A 21,953-nucleotide genomic window follows, 5' to 3' on the forward strand; every position below is an offset into this window, starting at 1 on the left:
GCAGTGCATCACCGAGTATAGGTGGCGATCGAAGGGAAGAATGTGACGGGATCGGTACTGCCCGCGAGGGCGGCACGGCATGCGGACGAGCCGCTTCAGGCCCGCCTGACGGCCCGTGCGGGGGGGCTTGCCGGCCACAGGAGCGCCGGGGCGATGCCGCAAGATTGTTGCCGGATCAGGCGCCTGACGCGGCCTTGACCGCCACAAATGGTATCTTTGCCGATCGGGACACGCGAAAAAGGGGCCGATGAGTCCATTCGCACCAACGTCCCGCTGTGGAAACTGACGGCCGCAAGCGCGGTCGGATACTGATTGGTCCGGCCGTTCGGCCGGACATCGTGCGTCGCGCGCCGGGGGGCGGTGGGCGGCGCAACGACGCAAATCCGGGAGGACCTTTGAGAGAAACTATTCCCATCCACGATGCGCTGACGCGCCGGCTGCCGCAGGCGGTGCTCGTCGCCGCAGCCATCGCGCTGACGGGCTGCACGATGACGCCGTGGACCGACAGCTGGCAGCCTGCACGCCAGCCGGCACCCACGTCGGCCGCGACGCCGGGCGTGATCGCCGGCTATTACCGCGTGAATCCGGGCGATACGCTCGCGGGCGTCGCGAACGCGTACGGGCAGCGCGTCCAGGACGTGGCCAGCTGGAACCACATGGCGCCGACCGATGCCGTGTATCCCGGTCAAGTGCTGCGCGTCGCGCCGCCGCCTGCCGCGACGTCGCTCGGGCAGCCGCCCGCGGCGGCCGCGCAGCCGGGCTCGCTCGCCCGGCCGGCCACCGGTGCCGTGGCGACGCCGTTCTCGGCCGGCAAGACGCGCGGCATCGTGATCGTCGCATCCGGGCCCGACCATTCGGTGCGGGCCGCGGCGGCCGGGCGCGTGGTTTATGCCGGGTCCGGCGTCAAGGCATACGGCCCGCTCGTGATCCTGAAGCATGAGAACGGGCTCATCACGGCCTACGGACACAACGGCAAACTGCTCGTCAACGAGGGCGACGCGGTGCGCCAGGGCCAGCCTGTCGCCGAAATGGGCGCGGACGCGAGCGGCCGCTCGACGTTCGAGTTCGAAGTCCGCCAGAACGGCAAGGTCGTCGATCCGATGAACTTCCTGCCGCGCAACGGCGGCTGACGTCTCTCTTCACCCCGTGTGCGCCGGGCGGCGCACACGCTCCCGCCTTCATCCTTTCCTGAGCGTCACCGCACCGGACTGTCTCGCGTGATTGCCGAGCCAGCGAATACCCATGGCGAGCGCCGCCGCGCCCAGCGCGATCAGCGAACACTGGATCGCGACCGGCAAGTAGCCGTGCGGCCGCGGATCGACGAACGGGTACGGATACCAGTTCTCGAATGAGCCGCGCACGAGCGTATAGCCGAGATAGACGATCGGGAAGCCGAGCCACACGAACGCGCTGCGCCGCGGGATCGGCAGGCGCGGCTCCACATACAGCCAGTCGCACAGCATGACGAGCGGCACGATCCGGTGCAGCACCCAGTTGTTGAACGCCGGCGTGACGTGGCGCAGCGCATCGAGCCGCGCGAGCAGGAGTTCGTAGACGATCGCGGTGATCAATACGTACAGCACCGCGGCGCCGCGCATCGATTCGTAGCGGGCCGAGCCGGGGCGCGCGATGCGCCAGAGCCCGACGGCGAGCATCGCGGCCGCGTAGAGACTGCTCAGTTGCGTGAAGTAGCTGAGGTAGTTGCCGAGATGAAAGCCCGGCAGGTGCCAGTAGTCGGCGACGCTGTGCAGCGTGGTGGATACCGCGAGCAACGCGGCGATCAGCCGATAGGCCGCAACGAAGAACGCCTTGCTCATGATGCCCGCGCGCCGTCGCACCAAAGCTTCATCGTGCCACAGCCGTCCCGGCGCGCGATGCGGATTTTCCATATGGTGCGCTGCACGGCGTGCGTGGCCGATTCGTCGGATATTTGCGCGCGTCGTGCAAAACCGTGCGCCCGTGCAGCTACAATCGGGGCAGTTTTGCCGGGCGCCGGCCGGTGGCCGCATGCGCCCGTCCCCGCATACAACACGAGACGAAGCATGAGAAACATCCTCGCGAAACAGACGCGCTACAGCTCGCCCGCGATCTTCTTCCACTGGGCCGTCTTCCTGCTGGTGGCGCTGGCCTACCTAGCCATCGAAATCCGCGGGCCGAAAGGCAGCGACAGCCGGGTGTTCTGGATGAACGTGCATCTCACCGCGGGCACGCTCGTGCTCGTGCTGTCGGTGCTGCGCGTGCTGTGGCGAGCCGTCAGCCGTGTGCCGCAGGCCATTCCGCAAGCGGCGCTGCTGCGCTGGCTCTCGAAGCTCGCCCATTTCGCGCTCTATTTGTTCATCCTCGCGCAGCCGCTGCTCGGCATCATGATGATCAACCTGGGCGGCAAGCCGGTGTCGCTCGACTGGCTCGGTATATCGTTCACGCTGTTCGGCCCCGACAAGGCGCTGCGGCCGACGATCAAGGAAGCGCACGAACTGATCGGCAACGCGTTCTACTTCGTGATCGGCCTGCACGCGCTGGCCGCGCTTTACCATCATTTCATCCGGCGCGACGACGTGCTGCGGCGCATGGCGCCCTGAGCGGCACGTTCCGGAAGCCTGCAGCAGGCGGGGGCGCATGGTTGTGCTGACAACCATGCGCCCCCGGTTCGTTTACCGTCATCCGCGCTGGCCATCGCGTTGAACATTCTGTAACATCTCGGCTGTTTTTACATTCCGCTTACTCGTTGCCGAGCATGCTGCACCGACATCGTCACCTGACCGCCTGGCTTGGCGTGCTCGCGATCTGGTTTGCGATCGCGGCGCCGCTGGTGTCGCAGTGGCGCGTCGCGCAGGCGGCCACGCCCGACGCGATCGTCTGCAGTACGGAGCATGGGGCGCATCCGTCGCCTGGTGCGGGCCGCATGCACGATCATGCGCTGCATCTCGATGCATGCGGCTACTGCGGCTTCTTCGCGCACAGCCCCGCGATCGGCGGGCCTGCCGCCGCGGCACTCGCTTCCGTTCCCGTCGTTTCCGTTTCCGCCGCCGCGCCGCCTGCCGTCGCGGCGCGCGCCGACCGCTATCCGCGCGCGTACCCGCGCGCCCCGCCCGAGCGCGCCTGACGCGCTGTTTCCGTTCCATTCACCGCCGATATCCGTGCGGCCCGTCGAGGCCGCGTGGAGGGCGTCACTCGGGCTTTCGATCATGACCATTTTCCAGTTGCGTGCGCCGCGGGCGTCACGCAATGCCTGCGCGCGGCGGTTGCCGCGCGTGCTGAAACTCACCGTTCCCGCACTTGCTGTCAGTGCATTGGCTGCGAGCGCTGCGGCTGCCGAAACGACGACGCGCGCGCCCCGCGCGCCGACCGACGAGTCGGCCGCGCCGCTGCCGGCCATCGAAGTCGTCGCATCGCCGCTGTCGACGCCGCTCGTCGTCGTCACGGATCCGAAGACGCCGCGCCAGCCGCTGCCCGCCAGCGACGGCGCGGATTACCTGAAAACGATCCCCGGTTTCACGTCGATCCGCAGCGGCGGCACCAACGGCGATCTCGTGCTGCGCGGGATGTTCGGCTCGCGGCTGAACATCCTCGCGAACGGGATGTCGACGCTCGGCGCATGTCCGGGCCGGATGGATGCGCCGACGTCGTATATCGCACCGGAAAGCTATGACAAGGTCACCGTCGTGAAGGGGCCGCAGACGGTGCTGTACGGTCCCGGCGCGTCGGCCGGCACCGTGATGTTCGAGCGCGTGACGCCCCGCTTCGACAAGCCCGGCATGCGCTTCGAGGGCAGCCTGGTCGGCGGGTCGTTCGGCCGCAACGACCAGAACGTCGACGTGACGGCCGGCACGCCGGACGTCTATGGCCGCGTGACCGCGAACCACGCGCATTCGCAGGACTACAAGGACGGCAACGGCAACACCGTGCCGTCGCAGTGGGACAAATGGAACGCCGATGCGGCGCTCGGCTGGACGCCGGACGACCACACGCGCGTCGAGCTGACCGCCGGCACCGGCGACGGCTATGCGCGCTACGCGGGGCGCGGGATGGACGGCGCGCATTTCCGCCGCGAGACGTTCGGGCTGTCGTTCGACAAGCAGTATCTCGGCGACGTGCTCGACCGGATCGAGGCACGCGTGTACTACAACGAAGCCGATCACGTGATGGACAACTACACGTTACGGCAACCGGATCCGACCAGCAGCATGCCGATGCGGATGGCATCGGAAGTGCGGCGTCGCACGTTGGGCGCGCGCGCGGCCGCGACGTTCCGCTTCGCCGACGACTTCAAGCTCGTGACGGGAGTCGATGCGCAATCGAACCGGCTCGACTCGCGCTCGGCGATGGGGCGGCAGAACTATGGCGACAAGCCGTGGGATGCGCAGGCGACGATGTGGAACGCCGGCGTGTTCGGCGAGCTGACGTGGTATGCGAACGACGTGTCGCGCGTGATCGGCGGTGCGCGCATCGACTATGCGAGCGCGCGCGACAAGCGCGCAACGGCGAGCGGCATGATGAAGAGCAAGCCGAACCCGACCTTCGATGACGATCGCACGCGCGTGCTGCCGAGCGGCTTCCTCCGCTACGAGCGCGATCTCGCGTCGCTGCCCGTCACGTGGTACGCGGGCGTCGGCCATACGGAGCGCTATCCCGACTATTGGGAGCTGTTTTCCGCGAAGCGCGGGCCGGCCGGGTCGGTCAACGCGTTCTCGGCGGTGCAGCCGGAGAAGACCACGCAGCTCGACATCGGCGCGCAATACAAGAGCGAACGGCTCGATGCATGGGTGTCGGCGTATGCGGGTTATGTTCAGGACTTCATCCTGTTCAACTATGCGGCCGGCATGATGGGCCCGACCACGCAGGCAACCAACGTCAACGCACAGATCATGGGTGGCGAAGCGGGCGTCTCGTGGAAACCGGTTTCGCCGCTGCGCGTCGAGACGTCGCTCGCGTATGCGTGGGGGCGCAACGTGGCAACCGGCGATCCGTTGCCGCAGATGCCGCCGCTCGAGGCGCGCATCGGGCTCGAATACACGCGCGGTGCGTGGTCGGCAGGGGGGCTGTGGCGCATCGTTGCGCCGCAGCATCGCTATGCGCTGAACGAGGGCAACGTGGTCGGCAAGGACTTCGGCCCGAGCGCCGGATTCGGTGTGCTCTCGCTGCATGCGCAATACAACGTCAGCAAGACCGTGCAGATCTCGGTCGGCGTCGACAACGTGCTGAACAAGGCCTACACCGAGCACCTGAACCTCGCCGGCAACGCGGGCTTCGGCTATCCGGCGAACTCGCCGGTGATGGAGCCGGGCCGGACCGCATGGTTGCGTGTGAGTGCGAAGCTTTGACGAATCGCGCGTGTGCATTGCAGCATGTGCACGCATGAACGCGGCCCCGCCCGAACGGGCGGGGCGCGTCAACCGATTAGAGAACCGTGTCTAGTCAGGGCGCAAACGTTCGCGACTCGTGATTCACTCCCGCATTCGACGCACACGGTGGTCGCGATGTTGGCGACGCATAGTGCGTGTCGATCCGGCTTCATTCGCACCGGCAGCACAATAATCAGGAGAACATGCATGGCCAATACGATGCGTTCCAGGGTGGTGGCAGGGGCAGTGGCATGCGCGATGAGCATCGCGCCGTTCGCGGGGACGACTGTGGCAATGACGCTCGCGACGACGCACGCGGCGATGGCGGCGACCGCGCCCGCCGATGGCTACGCGGCGACGCGTTATCCGATCATCCTCGTGCACGGGCTGACGGGTACCGACAAGTACGCCGGCGTGCTCGAGTACTGGTACGGGATCCAGGAGGACCTGCAACAGAACGGCGCGACCGTCTACGTCGCGAACCTGTCGGGGTTCCAGAGTGACGACGGCCCGAACGGGCGCGGCGAGCAGTTGCTCGCTTACGTGAAGACGGTGCTCGCGGCGACGGGGGCGACCAAGGTCAATCTTGTCGGCCACAGCCAGGGGGGCCTCACGTCGCGCTATGTTGCGGCCGTCGCGCCCGATCTCGTTGCGTCGGTGACGACGATCGGTACGCCGCATCGCGGCTCCGAATTCGCCGACTTCGTGCAGAACGTGCTGGCATACGACCCGACCGGACTTTCGTCATCGGTGATCGCCGCGTTCGTCAATGTGTTCGGCATCCTGACGAGCAGCAGCCACAACACGAACCAGGACGCGCTCGCCGCGCTGCAGACGCTGACGACCGCACGCGCTGCCACGTACAACCAGAACTATCCGAGTGCGGGCCTGGGTGCGCCCGGCAGTTGCCAGACCGGCGCGCCGACGGAAACCGTCGGCGGCAACACGCACCTGCTGTATTCGTGGGCCGGCACGGCGATCCAGCCGACGCTCTCCGCGTTCGGCGTGACGGGCGCAACGGATACGAGCACCATTCCGGTCGTCGATCCGGCGAACGCGCTCGACCTGTCGACGCTTGCCCTGTTCGGCACGGGTACGGTGATGATCAATCGTAGCTCCGGGCAGAACGACGGGCTCGTGTCGAAGTGCAGTGCGCTGTACGGCAAGGTGCTGAGCACGAGCTACAAGTGGAACCACCTCGACGAGATCAACCAGCTGCTCGGCGTGCGTGGTGCATATGCGGAAGATCCGGTCGCGGTGATCCGCACGCATGCGAACCGGCTGAAGCTGGCGGGCGTGTAATCGATGACGGTACATGAAGGACGCGCGCCGCTGGCGCGGCGCGCCATGATTTATGGTGTCGTGGGGCTGGCGGCGATTGCCGGCGTGGCGATGTGGAGCGGTGCGGGCTGGCATCGCGGGACAGGCGCTGCCGGCGATGCGCCGGATGCGCCGGTGGCAGGCGGATTGGCTGCCGCACCGCCGCAGGCCGCCGTGCCGGCAAGCGCGGGCCTGCCGCCGTCGCTGGCCGGCTCCAGTGCGCCCCGGTTGCCGCTCGATGCCGGCGGCCATCTGGCGAAGTCGCGCGCGGTGCGCGACTTCTTCGACTACTGCCTGACCGCGCAGAGCGACCTGGGCGCGCCCGCGCTCGATGCGTTCGTCGTGCGCGAGATTGCCGCGCAACTCGACGGCACCGTTGCGCAGGCTGAAGCGCTCGACGTATGGCATCGCTATCGCGCCTATCTCGACGCACTCGCGAAACTGCGCGATGCCGGCGCGGTCGACAAGTCCGACCTCGGCGCGCTGCAGCTCGCGCTCGACCAGCGCGCGTCGATTGCATATCGCACGCTCGGTGACTGGAGCCAGCCGTTTTTCGGTGCGGAGCAGTGGCGGCAGCGCTACGACCTCGCGCGACTGAAGATCACGCAGGACCGGACGCTGACGGATGCGCAGAGGGCCGAGCGGCTCGCCGCGCTCGAACAGCAGATGCCGGCCGACGAACGCGCGGCGCAACAACGCATCGACCGGCAGCGGGCGGCGATCGACCAGATCGCGCAATTGCAGAAGAGCGGGGCGACGCCCGATGCGATGCGCGCGCAACTGACACAGACGCTCGGCCCTGAAGCCGCTGCGCGCGTCGCGCAGATGCAGCAGGACGACGCGTCGTGGCAGAGCCGCTATGCGGACTATGCGGCGCAGCGTGCGCAGATCGAGTCGGCGGGCCTGACGCCGCAGGATCGCGACGCGCAGATCGCCGCGTTGCGGCAGCGCGTGTTCACGAAGCCCGGCGAAGCGGTGCGCGCGGCATCGCTCGATCGCGGGGCGGGCAGCGCGCGGTAACGCGGGAGGCGCGGGAGGCGCGGCGCATGAGCGCCGCTATGCCGCGCGCGTGAGGTCCTGCGGCAGGTGTCGCTCGATGGTATTCGCGAGCGTGTCGAACGCAGGGCCGATGCCTTCGTGCGGGACGCACGCATAGCCGAGCAGCAGGCCGCGCCGCGCGGTATCGAGGCTGCTGTAATAGCTGGTGAGCGGGCGCACGATCACGCCCGCATCGAACGCGCTCTGCGTGACCGCGCGATCGTCGCAGGCGTCAGGCAGGCCGAGCACGAGATGCAGGCCCGCCTCGTCGCCCATCACGGGCAGCGCGTCGCCGAAGCGCGTGCGGATCGCGTCGATCATCAGTTGTCGACGCTCGCCGTACAGCGTGCGCATTCGTCTGACGTGCGAAGTCAGGTGGCCGTCCATGATGAATTCGGCGAGCACGGCCTGCTGCATCAGCTGGCCCTCGCGGTACAGCTCCGACAGCCCGGTGCGGAACGTGTCGACCAGGTGCTCGGGCACGACCATGTAGCCCATCCGCAGCCCCGGGAACAGCATCTTGCCGAGGCTGCCGACGTAGATCACGCGGCCGCCGTCGTCGAGCCCCTGCAGCGATGCGAGCGGGCGGCTGCCGTAGCGGAACTCGCTGTCGTAGTCGTCCTCGATGATCCAGCAGCGGTGCTGGCGCGCGTATTCGAGCAGCATCCGGCGTCGCGCAAGGCTCATCACCATCCCGAGCGGGTACTGATGCGACGGCGTGACGAGCACGAGCCGCGGCGGATGCTGCATGTCGCTGGCACGCGGGTCGAGCCCTTCCTGGTCGACCGGCACCGGTGTCAGCGTGAGGCCGGCCGCCTGCAATACGCTGCGCACGCCCCAGTAGCACGGCTCCTCGACCCAGGCGCGATCGCCGATGTCGGACAGCAGCCGCACCGCGAGATCGATCGACTGGTGGATGCCCGTCGTGATGATCACCTGGTCCGGCGAGCATTTGACCGAGCGCGCGACGCGCAGGTAATCGGCGAGCGCCCGCCGCAATGGCCGGTAGCCGCCGCCCGGCGCATAGGTCAGCAGTTCGGGATTCGCTTCCTTCCACAGCCGCGCCTGCAGGCGGCTCCACGTCCGGCTCGGGAATTCCGACACGTCCGGCACACCCGGCATGAACGCGCCCCACTGGCGCCGCGACACGCCCGCATGCTCGATCAGTTGCCGGCCGCGCATCGACAGGCTGCCCTGCGCGTCCGGCAGCGGCGGTTCATCGGCGCTCGACGGCGGCGGCGCGGCGCCCGGCACGAGGATCGCGGCGGCGTCCGGCCGCGTGTCGGCGACATAGGTGCCGCTGCCGGTGGTCGTCAGCACGTAGCCTTCGGCCGTCAGCTGGTCGTACACGTGCAGCACGGTATTGCGCGCGATCGACAGGTCGGCCGCGAGCGTGCGCGAACTCGGCAGCTTTGTTCCTGGCCCCAATTCTCCGGTCAGGATGGCCTGCTGCATCTGCTGCAGCAACTGCCGGTACATCGGCTCGGGCGAGCCGCGGTCGAGGCGGGCAGAGAGCCAGTCGGCGAGGATCACGGTATCCAAAGTGGTCCTACTAGTAATATTGAAATGGTTCCCTATTGTAGAACCGTGGGCGCCGTATAGTGGCTCGCATCTCAAAATCAATTGTCGCGAAGCAAGGGGACAGCCACGATGAAGTCCGATGATGTGATCGTCAGCTTTCGCGGCGTGCGGAAGACCTACGACGGCGAAACGCTGGTCGTCAAATCGCTCGACCTCGATATCCACCGCGGGGAATTCCTGACGCTGCTCGGGCCGTCCGGCTCGGGAAAGACCACCTGCCTGATGATGCTGGCCGGCTTCGAATTCCCGACCGGCGGCGAGATCCGCCTCGACGGCGAGTTGCTGAACAACGTGCCGCCGCACAAGCGCAACATCGGCATGGTGTTCCAGAACTACGCGCTGTTTCCGCACCTGACGGTCGAGCAGAACGTCGCGTACCCGCTGACCGTGCGCAAGCTGCCGGCGGGCGAGCGCGCGGAACGCGTCGCGCATGCGCTGAAGATGGTGCAGATGGAGCGCTTCGCGAAACGCTACCCGGCGCAGTTGTCGGGCGGCCAGCAGCAGCGCATCGCGCTGGCGCGGGCGCTCGTGTTCGAGCCGAAGCTGGTGCTGATGGACGAGCCGCTCGGTGCGCTCGACAAGCAGCTGCGCGAACACATGCAGTACGAACTGAAGGCGCTGCACGAAAAACTCGGCGTGACCTTCGTGTATGTGACGCACGACCAGGGCGAGGCACTGACGATGTCCGATCGCGTCGCCGTGTTCGACAAGGGCATCGTGCAGCAGCTCGACACCGTCGACCGCCTGTACGAATCGCCTTGCAACGAATTCGTCGCGAACTTCATCGGCGACAGCAACCGGCTGCGCGGCACCATCGCGCGCGTCGACGGCGAATTCTGCGAATTCCGGCTCGACGACGGCACGAAACTCGTCGGCCGCCGCATCGGCGATGCAGCCGAGGGGGCGCCGGCCGTCGCGTGCATCCGCCCCGAACGCATGAGCCTCGCCGCGCACGGCGCGAACGGGCACGCGAACGGCGCGGCTGCCAACCAGCTGAGCGGCGAGGCGCGCAGCCTCATCTATTTCGGCGACCACGTGCGCATGCGTTGCGCGCTGCCCGGCCAGGACGAATGCTTCGTGAAGGTGCCGCTCGGTACCGGCGCGCTCGATGCGTTCTCGCCCGGCGCACCGGTCGCGCTCGCGTTCTCGCCCGAACACCTGCGCGTGTTCGCATGAGCCGCGTTTCCCCCGATTTTCCGTAGCACGTCGTCAACAACAACTGCCCACTTCCACCACGAGAGGAGAGGAACCATCATGAACCGAGCACGCATTACCGCACGGCGCACCGCGCTGGCTTTGGCGCTCGCCGTCGTCGGCGCATCGGCATCGGCTGCCGAACTCACGGTCGTCAACTTCGGCGGCGCGAACGGCGACGCACAGAAGGCCGCGTTCAACCAGCCGTTCGAGAAGGCGACCGGCAACAAGGTCACGGCCGTCGAATACAACGGCGAGCAGGCGAAAGTGAAGGCGATGGTCGAGGCGAAGCACGTCAACTGGGACGTGGTCGAAGTCGAATCGGGCGACCTGAACCGCGGCTGCGACGAAGGGCTGTACGAGAAGCTCGACTGGTCGAAGATCGCGAAGAAATCCGACCTGATTCCGGAATCGCCGCAGGTGTGCGGCGTCGGCTTCTTCGTGTGGTCGACGGCGCTGTCGTACAACGCTGACAAGCTGAAATCGGCGCCGACCGGCTGGGCCGATTTCTGGAACGTGAAGAAATTCCCGGGCAAGCGCGGCATGCGCAAGGGTGCACGCTACAACCTCGAATTCGCGCTGATGGCCGACGGCGTCCCGACGAAGGACGTGTACAAGGTGCTCGGCACGAAGGCCGGGCAGGATCGCGCGTTCAAGAAGCTCGACGAGCTGAAGCCGTACATCCAGTGGTGGGAAGCGGGCGCGCAGCCGCCGCAGTTCCTGGTGGCCGGCGACGTCGTGATGTCGACCGCGTACAACGGCCGCATCGACGCCGCGCAGAAGGAAGGCAAGAACCTGAAGGTCGTGTGGAACGGCAGCATCTACGACCTGGACTACTGGGCGATTCCGAAGGGCTCGCCGAACAAGGCGCTGGCCGAGCAGTACATCGCGTACACGCTGACGCCGAAGCCGCAGCAGGGCTACGCGCAGCATATCGCGTACGGCCCGACGAACATCGCGGCGATCAAGTCGCTCGACGCGAAGACGCTCGCGAACCTGCCGAACTCGCCGGCCAACGGCAAGAACGCGGTGCTGGAAGACATCGGCTTCTGGACCGACCACAGCGACGAGCTCGAGCAGCGTTTCGCCGCGTGGGCGACGAAGTAACCGTCATTCAGGCATCCTGATGCAACCCGCCGCGCGACGCGTCGATCGTGTCGCGCGGCCTTCCGCCGGATCGTGCCCGGCCGGAGAGAACCGTTGAATACGATGACGATCGCGCCTTCCTCGCCGTCGAACGCCGCGCTCAAGCGCGAGCTGAAGGCCGCCGAGGCCCGCAAGCGCACGATGGCACTGCTGCTGGTCGCGCCGCTCGCGATTTTCCTGTTGCTGATTTTCGTCGTGCCGATCGGCGCGCTGCTCACGCGCGCGGTGCAGAACCCCGAGATTGCCGCGGCACTGCCGAACACGGTCAGGGCGCTGTCGAGCTGGGACCGCAAGGCGCCGCCGGCCGACGCCGCGTATGTCGCACTCGCGGCCGACATGACGAAGGTGGCCGACAGCGAGGCGATGGGTGCGCTCGCGCGGCGGTTGAACACCGAGATTCCAGGCTATCGCTCGCTCGTCGCGAAGACGGCGCGCGCGATGCCGCTGAAGGGCGACAACGATGCGGCGCTGACACCCGCGCAGACGCGCGACAAGCTGGTCGAGCTCGATTCGCGCTGGGGCGATGCCGCGTACTGGCAGGCGATCGCGAAGAACGGCAGCACATATTCGCCGTTCTACCTGCTCGCCGCGCTCGACCACAAGCAGGACGGCTTCGGTCACGTCGTGCAGGCCGACCCCGACCAGTCGATCTATCTGGCGATCTTCGGCCGCACGTTCGTGATCGGCGTCGCCGTCACGCTGTTCGCGCTGCTGCTCGGCTATCCGCTCGCGTACTGGATCTCGACGCTGTCGGAGCGGCGCGCGAACCTCGTGATGATCCTCGTGCTGATTCCATTCTGGACGTCGGTGCTCGTGCGCGTCGCCGCGTGGATCGTGCTGCTGCAGAGCGAAGGGCTCATCAATACGGCGCTGATCGGCAGCGGGCTGATCTCGCATCCGCTGACGCTGCTGTTCAACCGCGTCGGCGTGTACATCTCGATGACGCACATCCTGCTGCCGTTCATGATCCTGCCGCTGTACAGCGTGATGAAGTCGATCCCGCCGACCTACCAGCGCGCGGCCGTCTCGCTCGGCAGCCACCCGTTCGCCGCGTTCTGGCGCGTGTACGTGCCGCAGACCTATCCGGGTGTCGGCGCGGGCGCGCTGCTCGTGTTCATCCTCGCGATCGGCTACTACATCACGCCCGCGCTGCTCGGCGGGCCGAACGACCAGATGGTCAGCTACTACGTCGCGTACTTCACGAACGTGACGATCAACTGGGGCATGGCGTGCGCGCTCGGCGGGCTGCTGCTCGCGGCGACGCTCGTGCTGTACGCGGTGTACGGGCGCTTCACGCGCACCAACGTGAGCCTCGGCTGAGCGCCGCGTGCAACGATACGGGAAGGGGATTCGAACCATGAAACTCGCCAGGCCGCTGTTCGCGCCGCACATGTCGTTCGTCGAGCGCGCGTGGTACGTCGCATTGCGCGTGCTCGTCGTGCTGACGCTGCTGTACCTGATCCTGCCGGTGCTCGCGATCGTGCCGCTGTCGTTCTCGTCGAGCACGTTCCTCGTCTATCCGATCCCGGGCTTCTCGATGCGTTGGTACGAGAACCTGATCGCATCGGACGAGTGGCGCATGGCCGCGAAGAACAGCTTCATCGTCGCGCCGTCGGCGACCGTCGTCGCGACCGTGCTCGGCACGCTCGCCGCGATCGGTCTCACGAAGGCCGACTTCCGCGGCAAGGGGCTGCTGATGGCCGTGCTGCTGTCGCCGATGATCGTGCCGGTCGTCGTGGTCGGCGTCGGCATGTACCTGTTCTTCGCGCCGCTCGGGCTCGCGAACACCTACACGGGGCTGATCGCCGCGCACGCGGCGCTCGGCGTCCCGTTCGTCGTGACGACGGTGGCCGCGACACTGCAGGGCTTCAACCAGAACCTCGTGCGCGCGAGCCTGTCGCTCGGCGCGAATCCGGTGTCGACGTTCTTCCGCGTGACGCTGCCGGTGATCGCACCGGGCGTGATGTCGGGCGCGCTGTTCGCGTTCGCGACGTCGTTCGACGAAGTCGTCGTCACGCTGTTCCTCGCGGGCGCGGACCAGACGACGCTGCCGCGCCAGATGTTCACGGGCATCCGCGAGAACATCAGCCCGACGATCGCTGCGCTCGCAACGATCCTGATCATCTTCTCGACGAGCCTGCTGCTGGCGCTCGAGTGGCTGCGCGGTCGCAATGCGCGGCGCGCGGTGAGCTGATCCATCACGTTCGGCACGATGCGCCGCCGTGCAGCGGCGCATTTTCTTTCATTTCGCTGACTGACGAGGCGGCCGCCTGCACGTTCGGTGCGGCTCTGCAACAATAACGGGCGCGGCGGCGCGCGTTCCGTGCGGTGCGTCCGGAACGCCGCCGCGAGTCCAATCCGCGACGCGGCGCAACGCGTCGCTCGTCAGCCGAGCCTCATCTTGTCCGAATTCGCTTCCCCCGCCGGCGCGCATGAGCCGGCCGTCAACTGGCGTGCGATGTCCGCCGTGCTGCTGGCCGTCGCGCTCGCGACGCTCGACACCGCGATCGCGAACACCGCGCTGCCCGCGATCGCCGCCGACCTGCATGCGTCGCCGGCCGCGTCCGTATGGATCATCAACGCGTACCAGCTCGCGATGGTCGCGACGCTGCTGCCGCTCGCGTCGCTCGGCGACATCGTCGGCCACAAGCGGGTGTACGTCGCAGGGCTCGCGGTGTTCACGCTCGCGTCGCTCGGTTGCTCGCTCGCATCGACGCTGCCGATGCTGACGGTCGCGCGGATCGTGCAGGGCTTCGGCGCGAGCGCGATCATGAGCGTCAACGTCGCGCTGATCCGCGGCCTGTTTCCCGCGCACCGGCTCGGGCGCGGCGTCGGCTTCAACGCGCTTGTGGTCGGCGTGTCGTTCGCGGTGGGGCCGACCATCGCGTCGCTGATCCTGTCGGTCGCCGCATGGCCGTGGCTGTTCGCGGTGAACGTGCCGCTCGGCGTGTTCGCGCTTGCCGTGGCGATTCCGTCGCTGCCGCAGACGGCGCGCGGCAAGCATGTGTTCGATCCGGTCGCCGCGCTGTTCAACGTGATCACGTTTGCGTCGCTGATCTTCGCGCTCGGCGAATTCGCGCAGCGCGGGCCGCTTTCCATCGTGTTCGCGGCGGCGGCGGTCGCGCTCATCTTCGGCTGGCTGCTGATCCGCCGTCAGGCCGGGCACCCGGCGCCGATGCTGCCGGTCGACCTGTTTCGCCGGCCGGTATTCACGCTGTCCGCGCTGACCGCCGTGTGCGCGTTCGCCGCGCAGGGGCTCGCGTTCGTGTCGCTGCCGTTCTATTTCGAAACCGTCCTGCATCGCAACGCGGTCGAGACGGGGTTCCTGATGACGCCGTGGTCGGCGATCGTCGCGCTCGCCGCGCCGATCGCGGGGCGCTTGTCGGATCGCTATCCGCCGGGCCTGCTCGGGGCGATCGGTCTGGCATTGCTGAGCGCGGGTATGGTGTCGCTCGCCGCGTTGCCGGCGGCGCCGGGCGTCATCGACATCGGCTGGCGGATGATGCTGTGCGGCGCGGGCTTCGGTTTCTTCCAGTCGCCGAACCTGAAGGCGCTGATGTCGAGCGCGCCGCCCGAGCGCAGCGGCGGCGCGAGCGGGATCATCGCGACCGCACGGCTGATCGGGCAGGCGACGGGCGCGGCGCTCGTCGCATTGTCGTTCGGGATCGCGGGGCGCCACGGGCCGACGCTCGCGTTGATGCTCGGTGCGGGTTTCGCCGGAGCGGCGAGCGTCGCGAGTGGGTTGCGGCTGTTTGCGCCGTCGCATCGCGCGGGCGTGCCGGCCGCGTCGGAACGCGTGAAGGAGCCGGCTGCGGAGTAGGAGAGACAAGCCGGCGCGCGGCGACCACCGCCGCGCGCCGGCCTTCACGCTTCGCTCAGAACCCGCCCGACTTGATCAGCTGGTTGAGGTTCGCGATGTTCAGGCTGCCGAAGCCGGTCGTGTAATCCCAGCCGGTGCCTGCGTTGTAGCCATACCCCTGATAGCCGTTGTTCCCCGACACCACGTCGTAGCGCACGAGCGACGGATGCGACGGAATGTCCGCATAGAAGTTACCGGCCGGGAAACCGAGGCCCGTGCCGTTCGCCGCGAGCAGGCGCGCCCAGAAACCCGTGAAGATCGGCGCGGCAAGGCTCGTGCCGCCGATCTGCTGCAACTGGCCGTAGTTGTAGATGTACGCGCCGGTGCTTTGCGCGGCGTCGAACGCGACGTCCGGCAACTGGCGGTTGCTGCCCGACTGCCACGACGGCGCGGGCAGGATCGTGCTGACGCCGCCGCCCGTCGCCCACAGCTTGCCGTTGCCGTCGAGCCCTTCGTTCCACACCGTCTCGTTCGAGAACGCGCCCGACGACGTCGTGTAGAGCGTCGTGCCGCCGATCGCGAGCACGTGCGGCGACGATGCCGGCCACGATACGGTGTAGTTCGAGCCGTCCGGATAGCCGCGGTTGTTGCACTCGTACACGCCTTCGTCGCCCGACGAAACGGAGAACGTCTGGCCTTGCGCCGCGGCGGTCGTGAAGATCTGCTCCTCGGCGTCGATCGTGCCGTCCGCGTTCGCATCGGTCTCGCACCAGCCGAGCGACACGTTGATCACCTTCGCGGTGTTGTCCGACACGGCGCGGTTGAACGCCTGCGTGAGGCCCGTGTTGCCGCTCGCATTGAGGTCGGCCATGTAGAACACGAGCTTGCCGACCTGGCCGCCGGCCGAGCCGACGATCGACTGGCTGTCGAGATCCCACTCGCCCTGGCCGTCCTGGTCGTCGGTGTAGCTGCCGCCCGAGCCGTTGGTCTTGATGGTCTGCGTCGTGACCGCGCCGTAGCCGTTGCTCGACGTGAACTGCTTCAGGTCCTGCAGCGTCTGCGACACGCCGCCGATCGTGATGATGCCGACGGTCACGCCGGCCGCGGTCGGCACGCCGGTCGCGTTGTAGAGGCCCGGGAATTCCTTCGGATAGTGGCCGGTCGCCGTGCCGGCCGCGAGCGCTTGCGGCTTCGACACATTGCCGATGCGCAGCAGCGGCCGCGCCCGTGCGACGCTCTGCAGCCCGAGCACCGAGCCGACGACGTCGCCGAGCGCGCGCGGCACCTGCGCAGTCGACGTGTTCGCGAAGCCCGAGCGACCCGCGTACTCGAAGTGCACGAGCGACGTGTTGAACGCGGTCTTCACCGTGGCGGCCGTGCCGCTGGCGGAAACCAGCAGGCGGTTCGGCGCAACCTCGACGTTCACGAAGCCGCTCTTGTGCAGATAGTCGACGACCGACTTGACCTGCGCATCGGTCGGCGCGTAGTTGGCGAGGAACTGCTCGTGCGTGAGGTACTGGCGGTAATGCGCGCTGCCGGGCCGGTTCACGTCGCGCGCCAGTTGCTTGAGCTGCGCGGCGTTGCGCAGCTTCAGGCTGACGACGACGTTGGTCGTTTCACCGCCTGCCAGTTCGAGCGACGGCGCCGCACTGCGCGCCATCAACTGCGGGCCGGTCAGAAAGGCCTTCGTATGCGTATCGACCCAATCCGTCGTCGCATGCGCCGCGGCGGCGGCGAACACGAACGGTGCCACGCACGCGAGGCGGCGGGGCGACGGAAGGGGAAGGGCAAACCAGGTGTTCCTTTTCATCGGGAGTCCTTTTTTAGGAGAGGCGACGTTACTGGAACCCCCGGCCCTTGTGGGGCCGCGAGCGGTGACGAGCGTAGGGCGTCGGTGTCGTTCGGGTAGCTGCCATTTTCCACAGCTGTCAGTTCTGACATCGGCGCGTGCGGATGCAGGCGGGTTGCCGGAAGCGCGTGCGATGGTGAGCACAGCGAACGGAACCGGTTCGCGGCACGACAGCGCGGCCACGCGCGACGTTCGCACGCACGAGTTGCTCGTCGCGGCATCGAAACGTGCGCGATCACGGAGCGGATCGCCGCGTGAGCGCATCGCGCGCGACCAGTCGTTGTTGCGTGCCGCGTCGCACTATGTGGTCAAACGCAGCGACCCGGCAGGAACGGATGCGCGTGTGCACAAGAAAGGGGTCGGTCGATCGCAAACGTTTCCCGAACTGTGGAACGGTGCTTCCGGCAGTCTTGCGGGTGTCTTTCGGATCGCATGCGGCATTTGCGGATTAGAGGAAAGGCTCGAATTCGGGGGCATGGACACCCCGGCGAGGCGGACAGCCGGCCCGCGCAAGTTCGCGCGGCGTCGTTCGCGAAATTCCGCCTTGACGCGTGTCGATCAGCGGATATGCTTTAATCCATAACCATCGGGTTATGGATTTTGGACGATATGCAGAACGCTCACGACATGCTTTTCCGGACGCTTGCCGATCCGACGCGCCGCGCGCTTTTCGAGCGGCTGTGCGAGGAGGGCGAGCTGACGGTAGCCGCGCTGACGGCCCATGCGGGCGTCTCGCAGCCGGCCGTGTCGAAGCACCTCGGTGTCCTGAAGCAGGCCGGGCTCGTGAATGACCGTCACGAAGGCCGGCAGACGCACTACAGCGCGCAGCCTCAAGCGCTGGCCCCGTTGATCGACTGGACGAGCCAGATGGCCGGCTTCTGGCAGAACCGGTTCGATGCCCTCGAAGATCTTCTGAAAAGGATGGATCAGTAATGAACCAGGCCACTACCGAAACGCGCTCCGTCGTCGTCGAACGGGAACTGCCTCATCCGCCGGAGAAGATCTGGCGCGCGCTCACGCAGCCGCACCTGATCGAGGCGTGGCTGATGAAGAGCGACTTCGAGCCCGTCGCGAGCCGCGCCTTCAGCTTCCGCGCGGACTGGGGCTCGGTCGACTGCACGGTGCTGGCGATCGAACCGCCGCGCACGCTGTCCTACACGTGGGCCGCGTACGGCCTCGAAAGCGTCGTCACGTGGACGCTTACGCCGACGGCGGCCGGTACGCACCTGCGCATGGAGCAGGTCGGCTTCCGCGCGGGTCAGGAACAGGCGTACCGCGGCGCGCAGCATGGCTGGGTCCGGTTCTTCGAGTCGCTCGAACAGGTGCTGGCGCGCCCGGACGAAGGCACGGAGGCCCGCGCATGAGCACAACGGACCTCACGCCGTCGGCGCGCATCGACGCGCTGATTGCCGGCATCGCCGACTGGCGCGGCAAGACCTTCGCCGATCTGCGCCAGACCATCCTCGCGTCCGACGACGGCATCGTCGAGGAATGGAAATGGATGGGCAGCCCCGTGTGGGAATGCGACGGGATGATCGCGGTCGCGAACGCGCACAAGGGCAAGGTGAAGCTGACCTTCATGCACGGCGCGCAGCTCCCTGATCCCGACAAGCTGTTCAACGACGGCCTCGACGGCAATGCGCGACGCGCGATCGATTTTTTCGAAGGCGACCGGATCGACAAGCGGGCGTTGAAGAACCTCGTGCGCGCGGCGATCGAATACAACCGCACGCATCTGAAGAAGAACGCGCGGCGAGCGGGCCCAGGCACGAAGGCGCGGGCCGGCAAGGCAGCATGACGCGCCGCACGACCGGTCACGCGGCGTAGCGCAGGCAAAAAAATGCCCGACACGAGGTCGGGCATCCAAATCGGCCGCAACCGCCCGCGAGGCGGCTGCGGCACCTGCAAGGTGCAGGGCTTACGCTGCGAGCAGCGAGCGCAGCACGAACGGCAGGATCCCGCCGTGCTTGTAGTAGTCGACTTCGATCGGCGTATCGATGCGCAGCAGCACCTGCACGCGCTGCGATTCGCCGTTCTTGCGGTGGATCACGAGCGTGACGTCCTGCTGCGGCTTGAAGTCGTCGCCGAGGCCTTCGATGTCGTACGTTTCTTCACCGGTGATGCCGAGCGACTGGACGCTGTCCGAGCCCTTGAACTGCAGCGGCAGCACGCCCATGCCGACCAGGTTCGAGCGGTGGATGCGCTCGAAGCTGCGTGCGATCACGGCCTTCACGCCGAGCAGTTGCGTGCCCTTCGCGGCCCAGTCGCGCGACGAGCCCGTGCCGTACTCTTCGCCCGCGAACACGACGGTCGGCGTGTCGGCTGCGACGTACTGCATCGCCGCGTCGTAGATCGACTGCTGTTCGCCGCTCGGCTGGTGGATCGTCAGGCCGCCTTCGACGCGCGTGCCGTCTGCCTTCGCCGGGATCATCAGGTTCTTGATCCGGACGTTCGCGAACGTGCCGCGCATCATCACGTCGTGGTTGCCGCGGCGCGAGCCGTAGCTGTTGAAGTCGGCCTTCTGCACTCCGTTCTCCTTCAGCCACTTGCCGGCCGGCGAGTCTTCCTTGATCGAGCCTGCCGGGCTGATGTGGTCGGTCGTGACCGAGTCACCGAAGATACCCAGTGCGCGCGCGCCCTTGACCGTCGGGATCGATGCAGCCGGTTCCATCGAGAAGTCGTTGCCGAAGAACGGCGGCTCGGCGATGTACGTCGACTTCGGCCAGTCGTAGACCTGGCCCGATTCGCCCTCGATCTTGCTCCAGAGGTCGCCCTTCTTGGTCAGCTTCGAGTAGTTGTCCTCGAACTTCTTCGGGTCGAGCGCGAACTTGAGCAGCGCGTGGATTTCTTCGCTCGTCGGCCAGATGTCGCCGAGGTAGATGTCGCGGCCGCCCTTGCCCTTGCCGACCGGCTCGGTCATCAGGTCGCGCGTGATGTTGCCGGCGATCGCGTAGGCGACGACCAGCGGCGGCGACGCGAGGAAGTTCGCGCGGATGTTCGGGTGGATACGTGCTTCGAAGTTACGGTTGCCCGACAGCACGGCCGCCGCGACGATGTCGTTCTTCGTGATCGCTTCGTTCAGCTCCGGCGTCAGGTCGCCCGCGTTGCCGATACAGGTCGTGCAGCCGTAGGCCGCGACTTCGAAACCGAGCTTCGACAGGTAGGGCAGCAGGCCCGTCTTCGTCAGGTACTCGGTGACGATGCGCGATCCCGGCGCGAGCGAGGTCTTGATCTTCGGATCGACCGTGAGGCCGGCCTCGACCGCCTTCTTCGCGAGCAGGCCGGCGGCCAGCAGCACGCTCGGGTTCGACGTGTTCGTGCACGACGTGATCGCGGCGATCAGGATGTCGCCGTTCTTCACGTCGACGCCGTTGCTCGTCGTGTATTGCGCGCCGAGGTCTTCCGCCTTCTTCGCGAAGCCGTTTTCCGCGACCGGCTTCGAGAACAGGTCGGTGAACGTCGACTTGACGTGGCCGATCTCGATGCGGTCCTGCGGGCGCTTCGGGCCGGCCAGCGACGGCGCGACCGTCGTCAGATCGAGCGTGACGACCTTCGTGTAGTCGATGTCGCCGGCCTTCGGGATGCCGAACAGCTTCTGCGCCTTGAAGTAGTTTTCGAACGCGGCGATTTCGGCCTTCGTGCGGCCCGTGCCTTCGAAGTACTCGATCGTCTTTTCGTCGACCGGGAAGAAGCCCATCGTCGCACCGTATTCCGGCGCCATGTTGCCGATCGTCGCGCGGTCCGGCAGCGACAGAGACTTCGTGCCTTCGCCGAAGAATTCGACGAACTTGCCGACGACCTTCTCCTTGCGCAGCATTTCGGTGATCGTCAGCACCAGGTCGGTGGCCGTCACGCCTTCGCGCAGCTTGCCCTTCAGCTCGACGCCGACGACGTCCGGCGTCAGGAAGTACACCGGCTGACCGAGCATGCCGGCTTCAGCCTCGATGCCGCCCACGCCCCAGCCGACCACGCCGATGCCGTTGATCATCGTCGTGTGGCTGTCCGTGCCGACGAGGGTGTCCGGGTAGTACACGGTGTCGCCGCCGTCCGCCTTCTTGTGGACGCCGCGCGCGAGGTATTCCAGGTTCACCTGGTGGACGATGCCCACGCCCGGCGGCACGACCTTGAACGTGTCGAACGCCTGCATGCCCCACTTCATGAACTGGTAGCGCTCGTTGTTGCGCTGGAATTCCAGTTTCATGTTCAGGTCGAGCGCGTCCTTTTGGCGGAAGTAGTCGATCTGCACCGAGTGGTCGACGACGAGATCGACCGGGACCAGCGGCTCGATCTTCTTCGGGTTCTTGCCCGTGCGCTCGGCGACGCCGCGCATGGCCGCGATGTCGGCGAGCAGCGGCACGCCCGTGAAGTCCTGCAGCACGACGCGCGACACGACGAACGGAATCTCGTCGACGCGCTTGTCGTTCGGCTTCCAGTTCGCGAGCTGCTGGATGTGCTCTTCGGTGATCTTCTTGCCGTCGTAGTTGCGCAGCACGGACTCGAGGACGATACGGATCGACACCGGCAGGCGTTCGATCTTCGTCTTCAGTTCCTTGCCGAGCTGCGGCAGCGAGTAGAACTTGCCTTTGCCGGAACCGCTGTCGAATTCCTTGAGGGTCTTGTGGAGATTGTGGGCCATGGTGATTTTCCTGGGTTTAAGGCTAGGAAACTACGTGTCCTGTAGATG

Annotated in this window: 19 protein-coding genes; 15 read left to right on the forward strand and 4 right to left on the reverse strand. The window is 67.1% G+C overall.

Going from position 1 to position 21,953, the window contains the following annotated elements; translation table 11 throughout:
* Positions 1 to 395: 395 nt before the first annotated feature.
* A complete protein-coding gene (locus LXE91_RS30110) occupies positions 396 to 1,130 on the forward strand; it encodes a peptidoglycan DD-metalloendopeptidase family protein (RefSeq protein ID WP_278068143.1) in 735 nt (244 codons plus the stop codon).
* Between the two features lie 48 nt (positions 1,131 to 1,178).
* Here the strand turns inward: LXE91_RS30110 and LXE91_RS30115 are convergent, their stop codons facing one another.
* Positions 1,179 to 1,817, reverse strand: a complete 639-nt coding sequence (locus LXE91_RS30115) for a Pr6Pr family membrane protein (RefSeq protein WP_039358356.1) — start codon at positions 1,815 to 1,817, stop codon at positions 1,179 to 1,181.
* A gap of 225 nt (positions 1,818 to 2,042) precedes the next feature.
* Between LXE91_RS30115 and LXE91_RS30120 the strand changes: the two genes are divergently transcribed.
* The 5 genes from LXE91_RS30120 (at position 2,043) to LXE91_RS30140 (ending at position 7,682) form a co-directional block, all read left to right on the forward strand.
* Positions 2,043 to 2,579 (forward strand): cytochrome b, encoded by a 537-nt coding sequence (locus tag LXE91_RS30120; protein ID WP_039358198.1) that lies wholly within the window; start codon positions 2,043 to 2,045, stop codon positions 2,577 to 2,579.
* A gap of 155 nt (positions 2,580 to 2,734) precedes the next feature.
* A complete protein-coding gene (locus LXE91_RS30125) occupies positions 2,735 to 3,103 on the forward strand; it encodes a DUF2946 domain-containing protein (protein ID WP_039358201.1) in 369 nt (122 codons plus the stop codon).
* 82 nt (positions 3,104 to 3,185) lie between these two features.
* On the forward strand, positions 3,186 to 5,321 hold the full coding sequence (locus LXE91_RS30130) for a TonB-dependent copper receptor (protein WP_039358203.1): 2,136 nt from the start codon (positions 3,186 to 3,188) through the stop codon (positions 5,319 to 5,321).
* A 228-nt stretch (positions 5,322 to 5,549) separates the two neighbouring features.
* Positions 5,550 to 6,644 (forward strand): triacylglycerol lipase, encoded by a 1,095-nt coding sequence (locus LXE91_RS30135; protein ID WP_039358205.1) that lies wholly within the window; start codon positions 5,550 to 5,552, stop codon positions 6,642 to 6,644.
* 3 nt (positions 6,645 to 6,647) lie between these two features.
* Positions 6,648 to 7,682, forward strand: a complete 1,035-nt coding sequence (locus LXE91_RS30140; protein WP_039358208.1) for a lipase secretion chaperone — start codon at positions 6,648 to 6,650, stop codon at positions 7,680 to 7,682.
* Between the two features lie 36 nt (positions 7,683 to 7,718).
* Here LXE91_RS30140 and pdxR read toward each other — a convergent pair whose 3' ends face one another.
* Positions 7,719 to 9,242, reverse strand: a complete 1,524-nt coding sequence (pdxR, locus tag LXE91_RS30145) for a MocR-like pyridoxine biosynthesis transcription factor PdxR (protein WP_039358212.1) — start codon at positions 9,240 to 9,242, stop codon at positions 7,719 to 7,721.
* A gap of 108 nt (positions 9,243 to 9,350) precedes the next feature.
* On the opposite strand from pdxR, the gene LXE91_RS30150 reads away from it, so the two are divergent.
* The 5 genes from LXE91_RS30150 to LXE91_RS30170 all read left to right on the forward strand — a co-directional run bounded on the left by LXE91_RS30150 (position 9,351) and on the right by LXE91_RS30170 (position 15,441).
* Complete coding sequence (locus LXE91_RS30150; protein ID WP_039358214.1) at positions 9,351 to 10,457, forward strand: ABC transporter ATP-binding protein; 1,107 nt, start codon at positions 9,351 to 9,353, stop codon at positions 10,455 to 10,457.
* A gap of 78 nt (positions 10,458 to 10,535) precedes the next feature.
* Positions 10,536 to 11,582: an ABC transporter substrate-binding protein gene (locus tag LXE91_RS30155; RefSeq protein WP_039358217.1), complete on the forward strand. Its 1,047-nt coding sequence runs from the start codon at positions 10,536 to 10,538 to the stop codon at positions 11,580 to 11,582.
* Positions 11,583 to 11,684: 102 nt separating this feature from the next.
* On the forward strand, positions 11,685 to 12,941 hold the full coding sequence (locus LXE91_RS30160; protein ID WP_039358220.1) for an ABC transporter permease: 1,257 nt from the start codon (positions 11,685 to 11,687) through the stop codon (positions 12,939 to 12,941).
* A 37-nt stretch (positions 12,942 to 12,978) separates the two neighbouring features.
* Entirely contained in the window at positions 12,979 to 13,815 is an 837-nt protein-coding gene (locus tag LXE91_RS30165; RefSeq protein WP_027791109.1) for an ABC transporter permease, read from the forward strand.
* Between the two features lie 207 nt (positions 13,816 to 14,022).
* On the forward strand, positions 14,023 to 15,441 hold the full coding sequence (locus LXE91_RS30170; protein WP_039358359.1) for an MFS transporter: 1,419 nt from the start codon (positions 14,023 to 14,025) through the stop codon (positions 15,439 to 15,441).
* Between the two features lie 55 nt (positions 15,442 to 15,496).
* Here LXE91_RS30170 and LXE91_RS30175 read toward each other — a convergent pair whose 3' ends face one another.
* Positions 15,497 to 17,230, reverse strand: a complete 1,734-nt coding sequence (locus tag LXE91_RS30175; protein WP_039358222.1) for a S53 family peptidase — start codon at positions 17,228 to 17,230, stop codon at positions 15,497 to 15,499.
* A 172-nt stretch (positions 17,231 to 17,402) separates the two neighbouring features.
* Between LXE91_RS30175 and LXE91_RS30180 the strand changes: the two genes are divergently transcribed.
* From LXE91_RS30180 to LXE91_RS30195, 4 genes are read left to right on the forward strand one after another with little or no spacing between them, the layout of a single operon-like run.
* On the forward strand, positions 17,403 to 17,852 hold the full coding sequence (locus LXE91_RS30180; RefSeq protein ID WP_135370720.1) for a hypothetical protein: 450 nt from the start codon (positions 17,403 to 17,405) through the stop codon (positions 17,850 to 17,852).
* A 26-nt stretch (positions 17,853 to 17,878) separates the two neighbouring features.
* On the forward strand, positions 17,879 to 18,202 hold the full coding sequence (locus LXE91_RS30185) for an ArsR/SmtB family transcription factor (protein ID WP_034180131.1): 324 nt from the start codon (positions 17,879 to 17,881) through the stop codon (positions 18,200 to 18,202).
* On the forward strand, positions 18,202 to 18,633 hold the full coding sequence (locus LXE91_RS30190) for an SRPBCC family protein (RefSeq protein WP_039358231.1): 432 nt from the start codon (positions 18,202 to 18,204) through the stop codon (positions 18,631 to 18,633). The genes LXE91_RS30185 and LXE91_RS30190 overlap by 1 nt, the downstream gene beginning before the upstream one ends.
* Positions 18,630 to 19,067, forward strand: a complete 438-nt coding sequence (locus LXE91_RS30195) for a DUF1801 domain-containing protein (protein ID WP_039358232.1) — start codon at positions 18,630 to 18,632, stop codon at positions 19,065 to 19,067. The genes LXE91_RS30190 and LXE91_RS30195 overlap by 4 nt, the downstream gene beginning before the upstream one ends.
* Positions 19,068 to 19,187: 120 nt before the next feature.
* Here the strand turns inward: LXE91_RS30195 and acnA are convergent, their stop codons facing one another.
* A complete protein-coding gene (acnA, locus tag LXE91_RS30200) occupies positions 19,188 to 21,905 on the reverse strand; it encodes an aconitate hydratase AcnA (RefSeq protein ID WP_039358234.1) in 2,718 nt (905 codons plus the stop codon).
* Positions 21,906 to 21,953 lie beyond the last annotated feature (48 nt).

The organism is Burkholderia contaminans (assembly GCF_029633825.1).
Lineage (GTDB): Bacteria > Pseudomonadota > Gammaproteobacteria > Burkholderiales > Burkholderiaceae > Burkholderia > Burkholderia contaminans.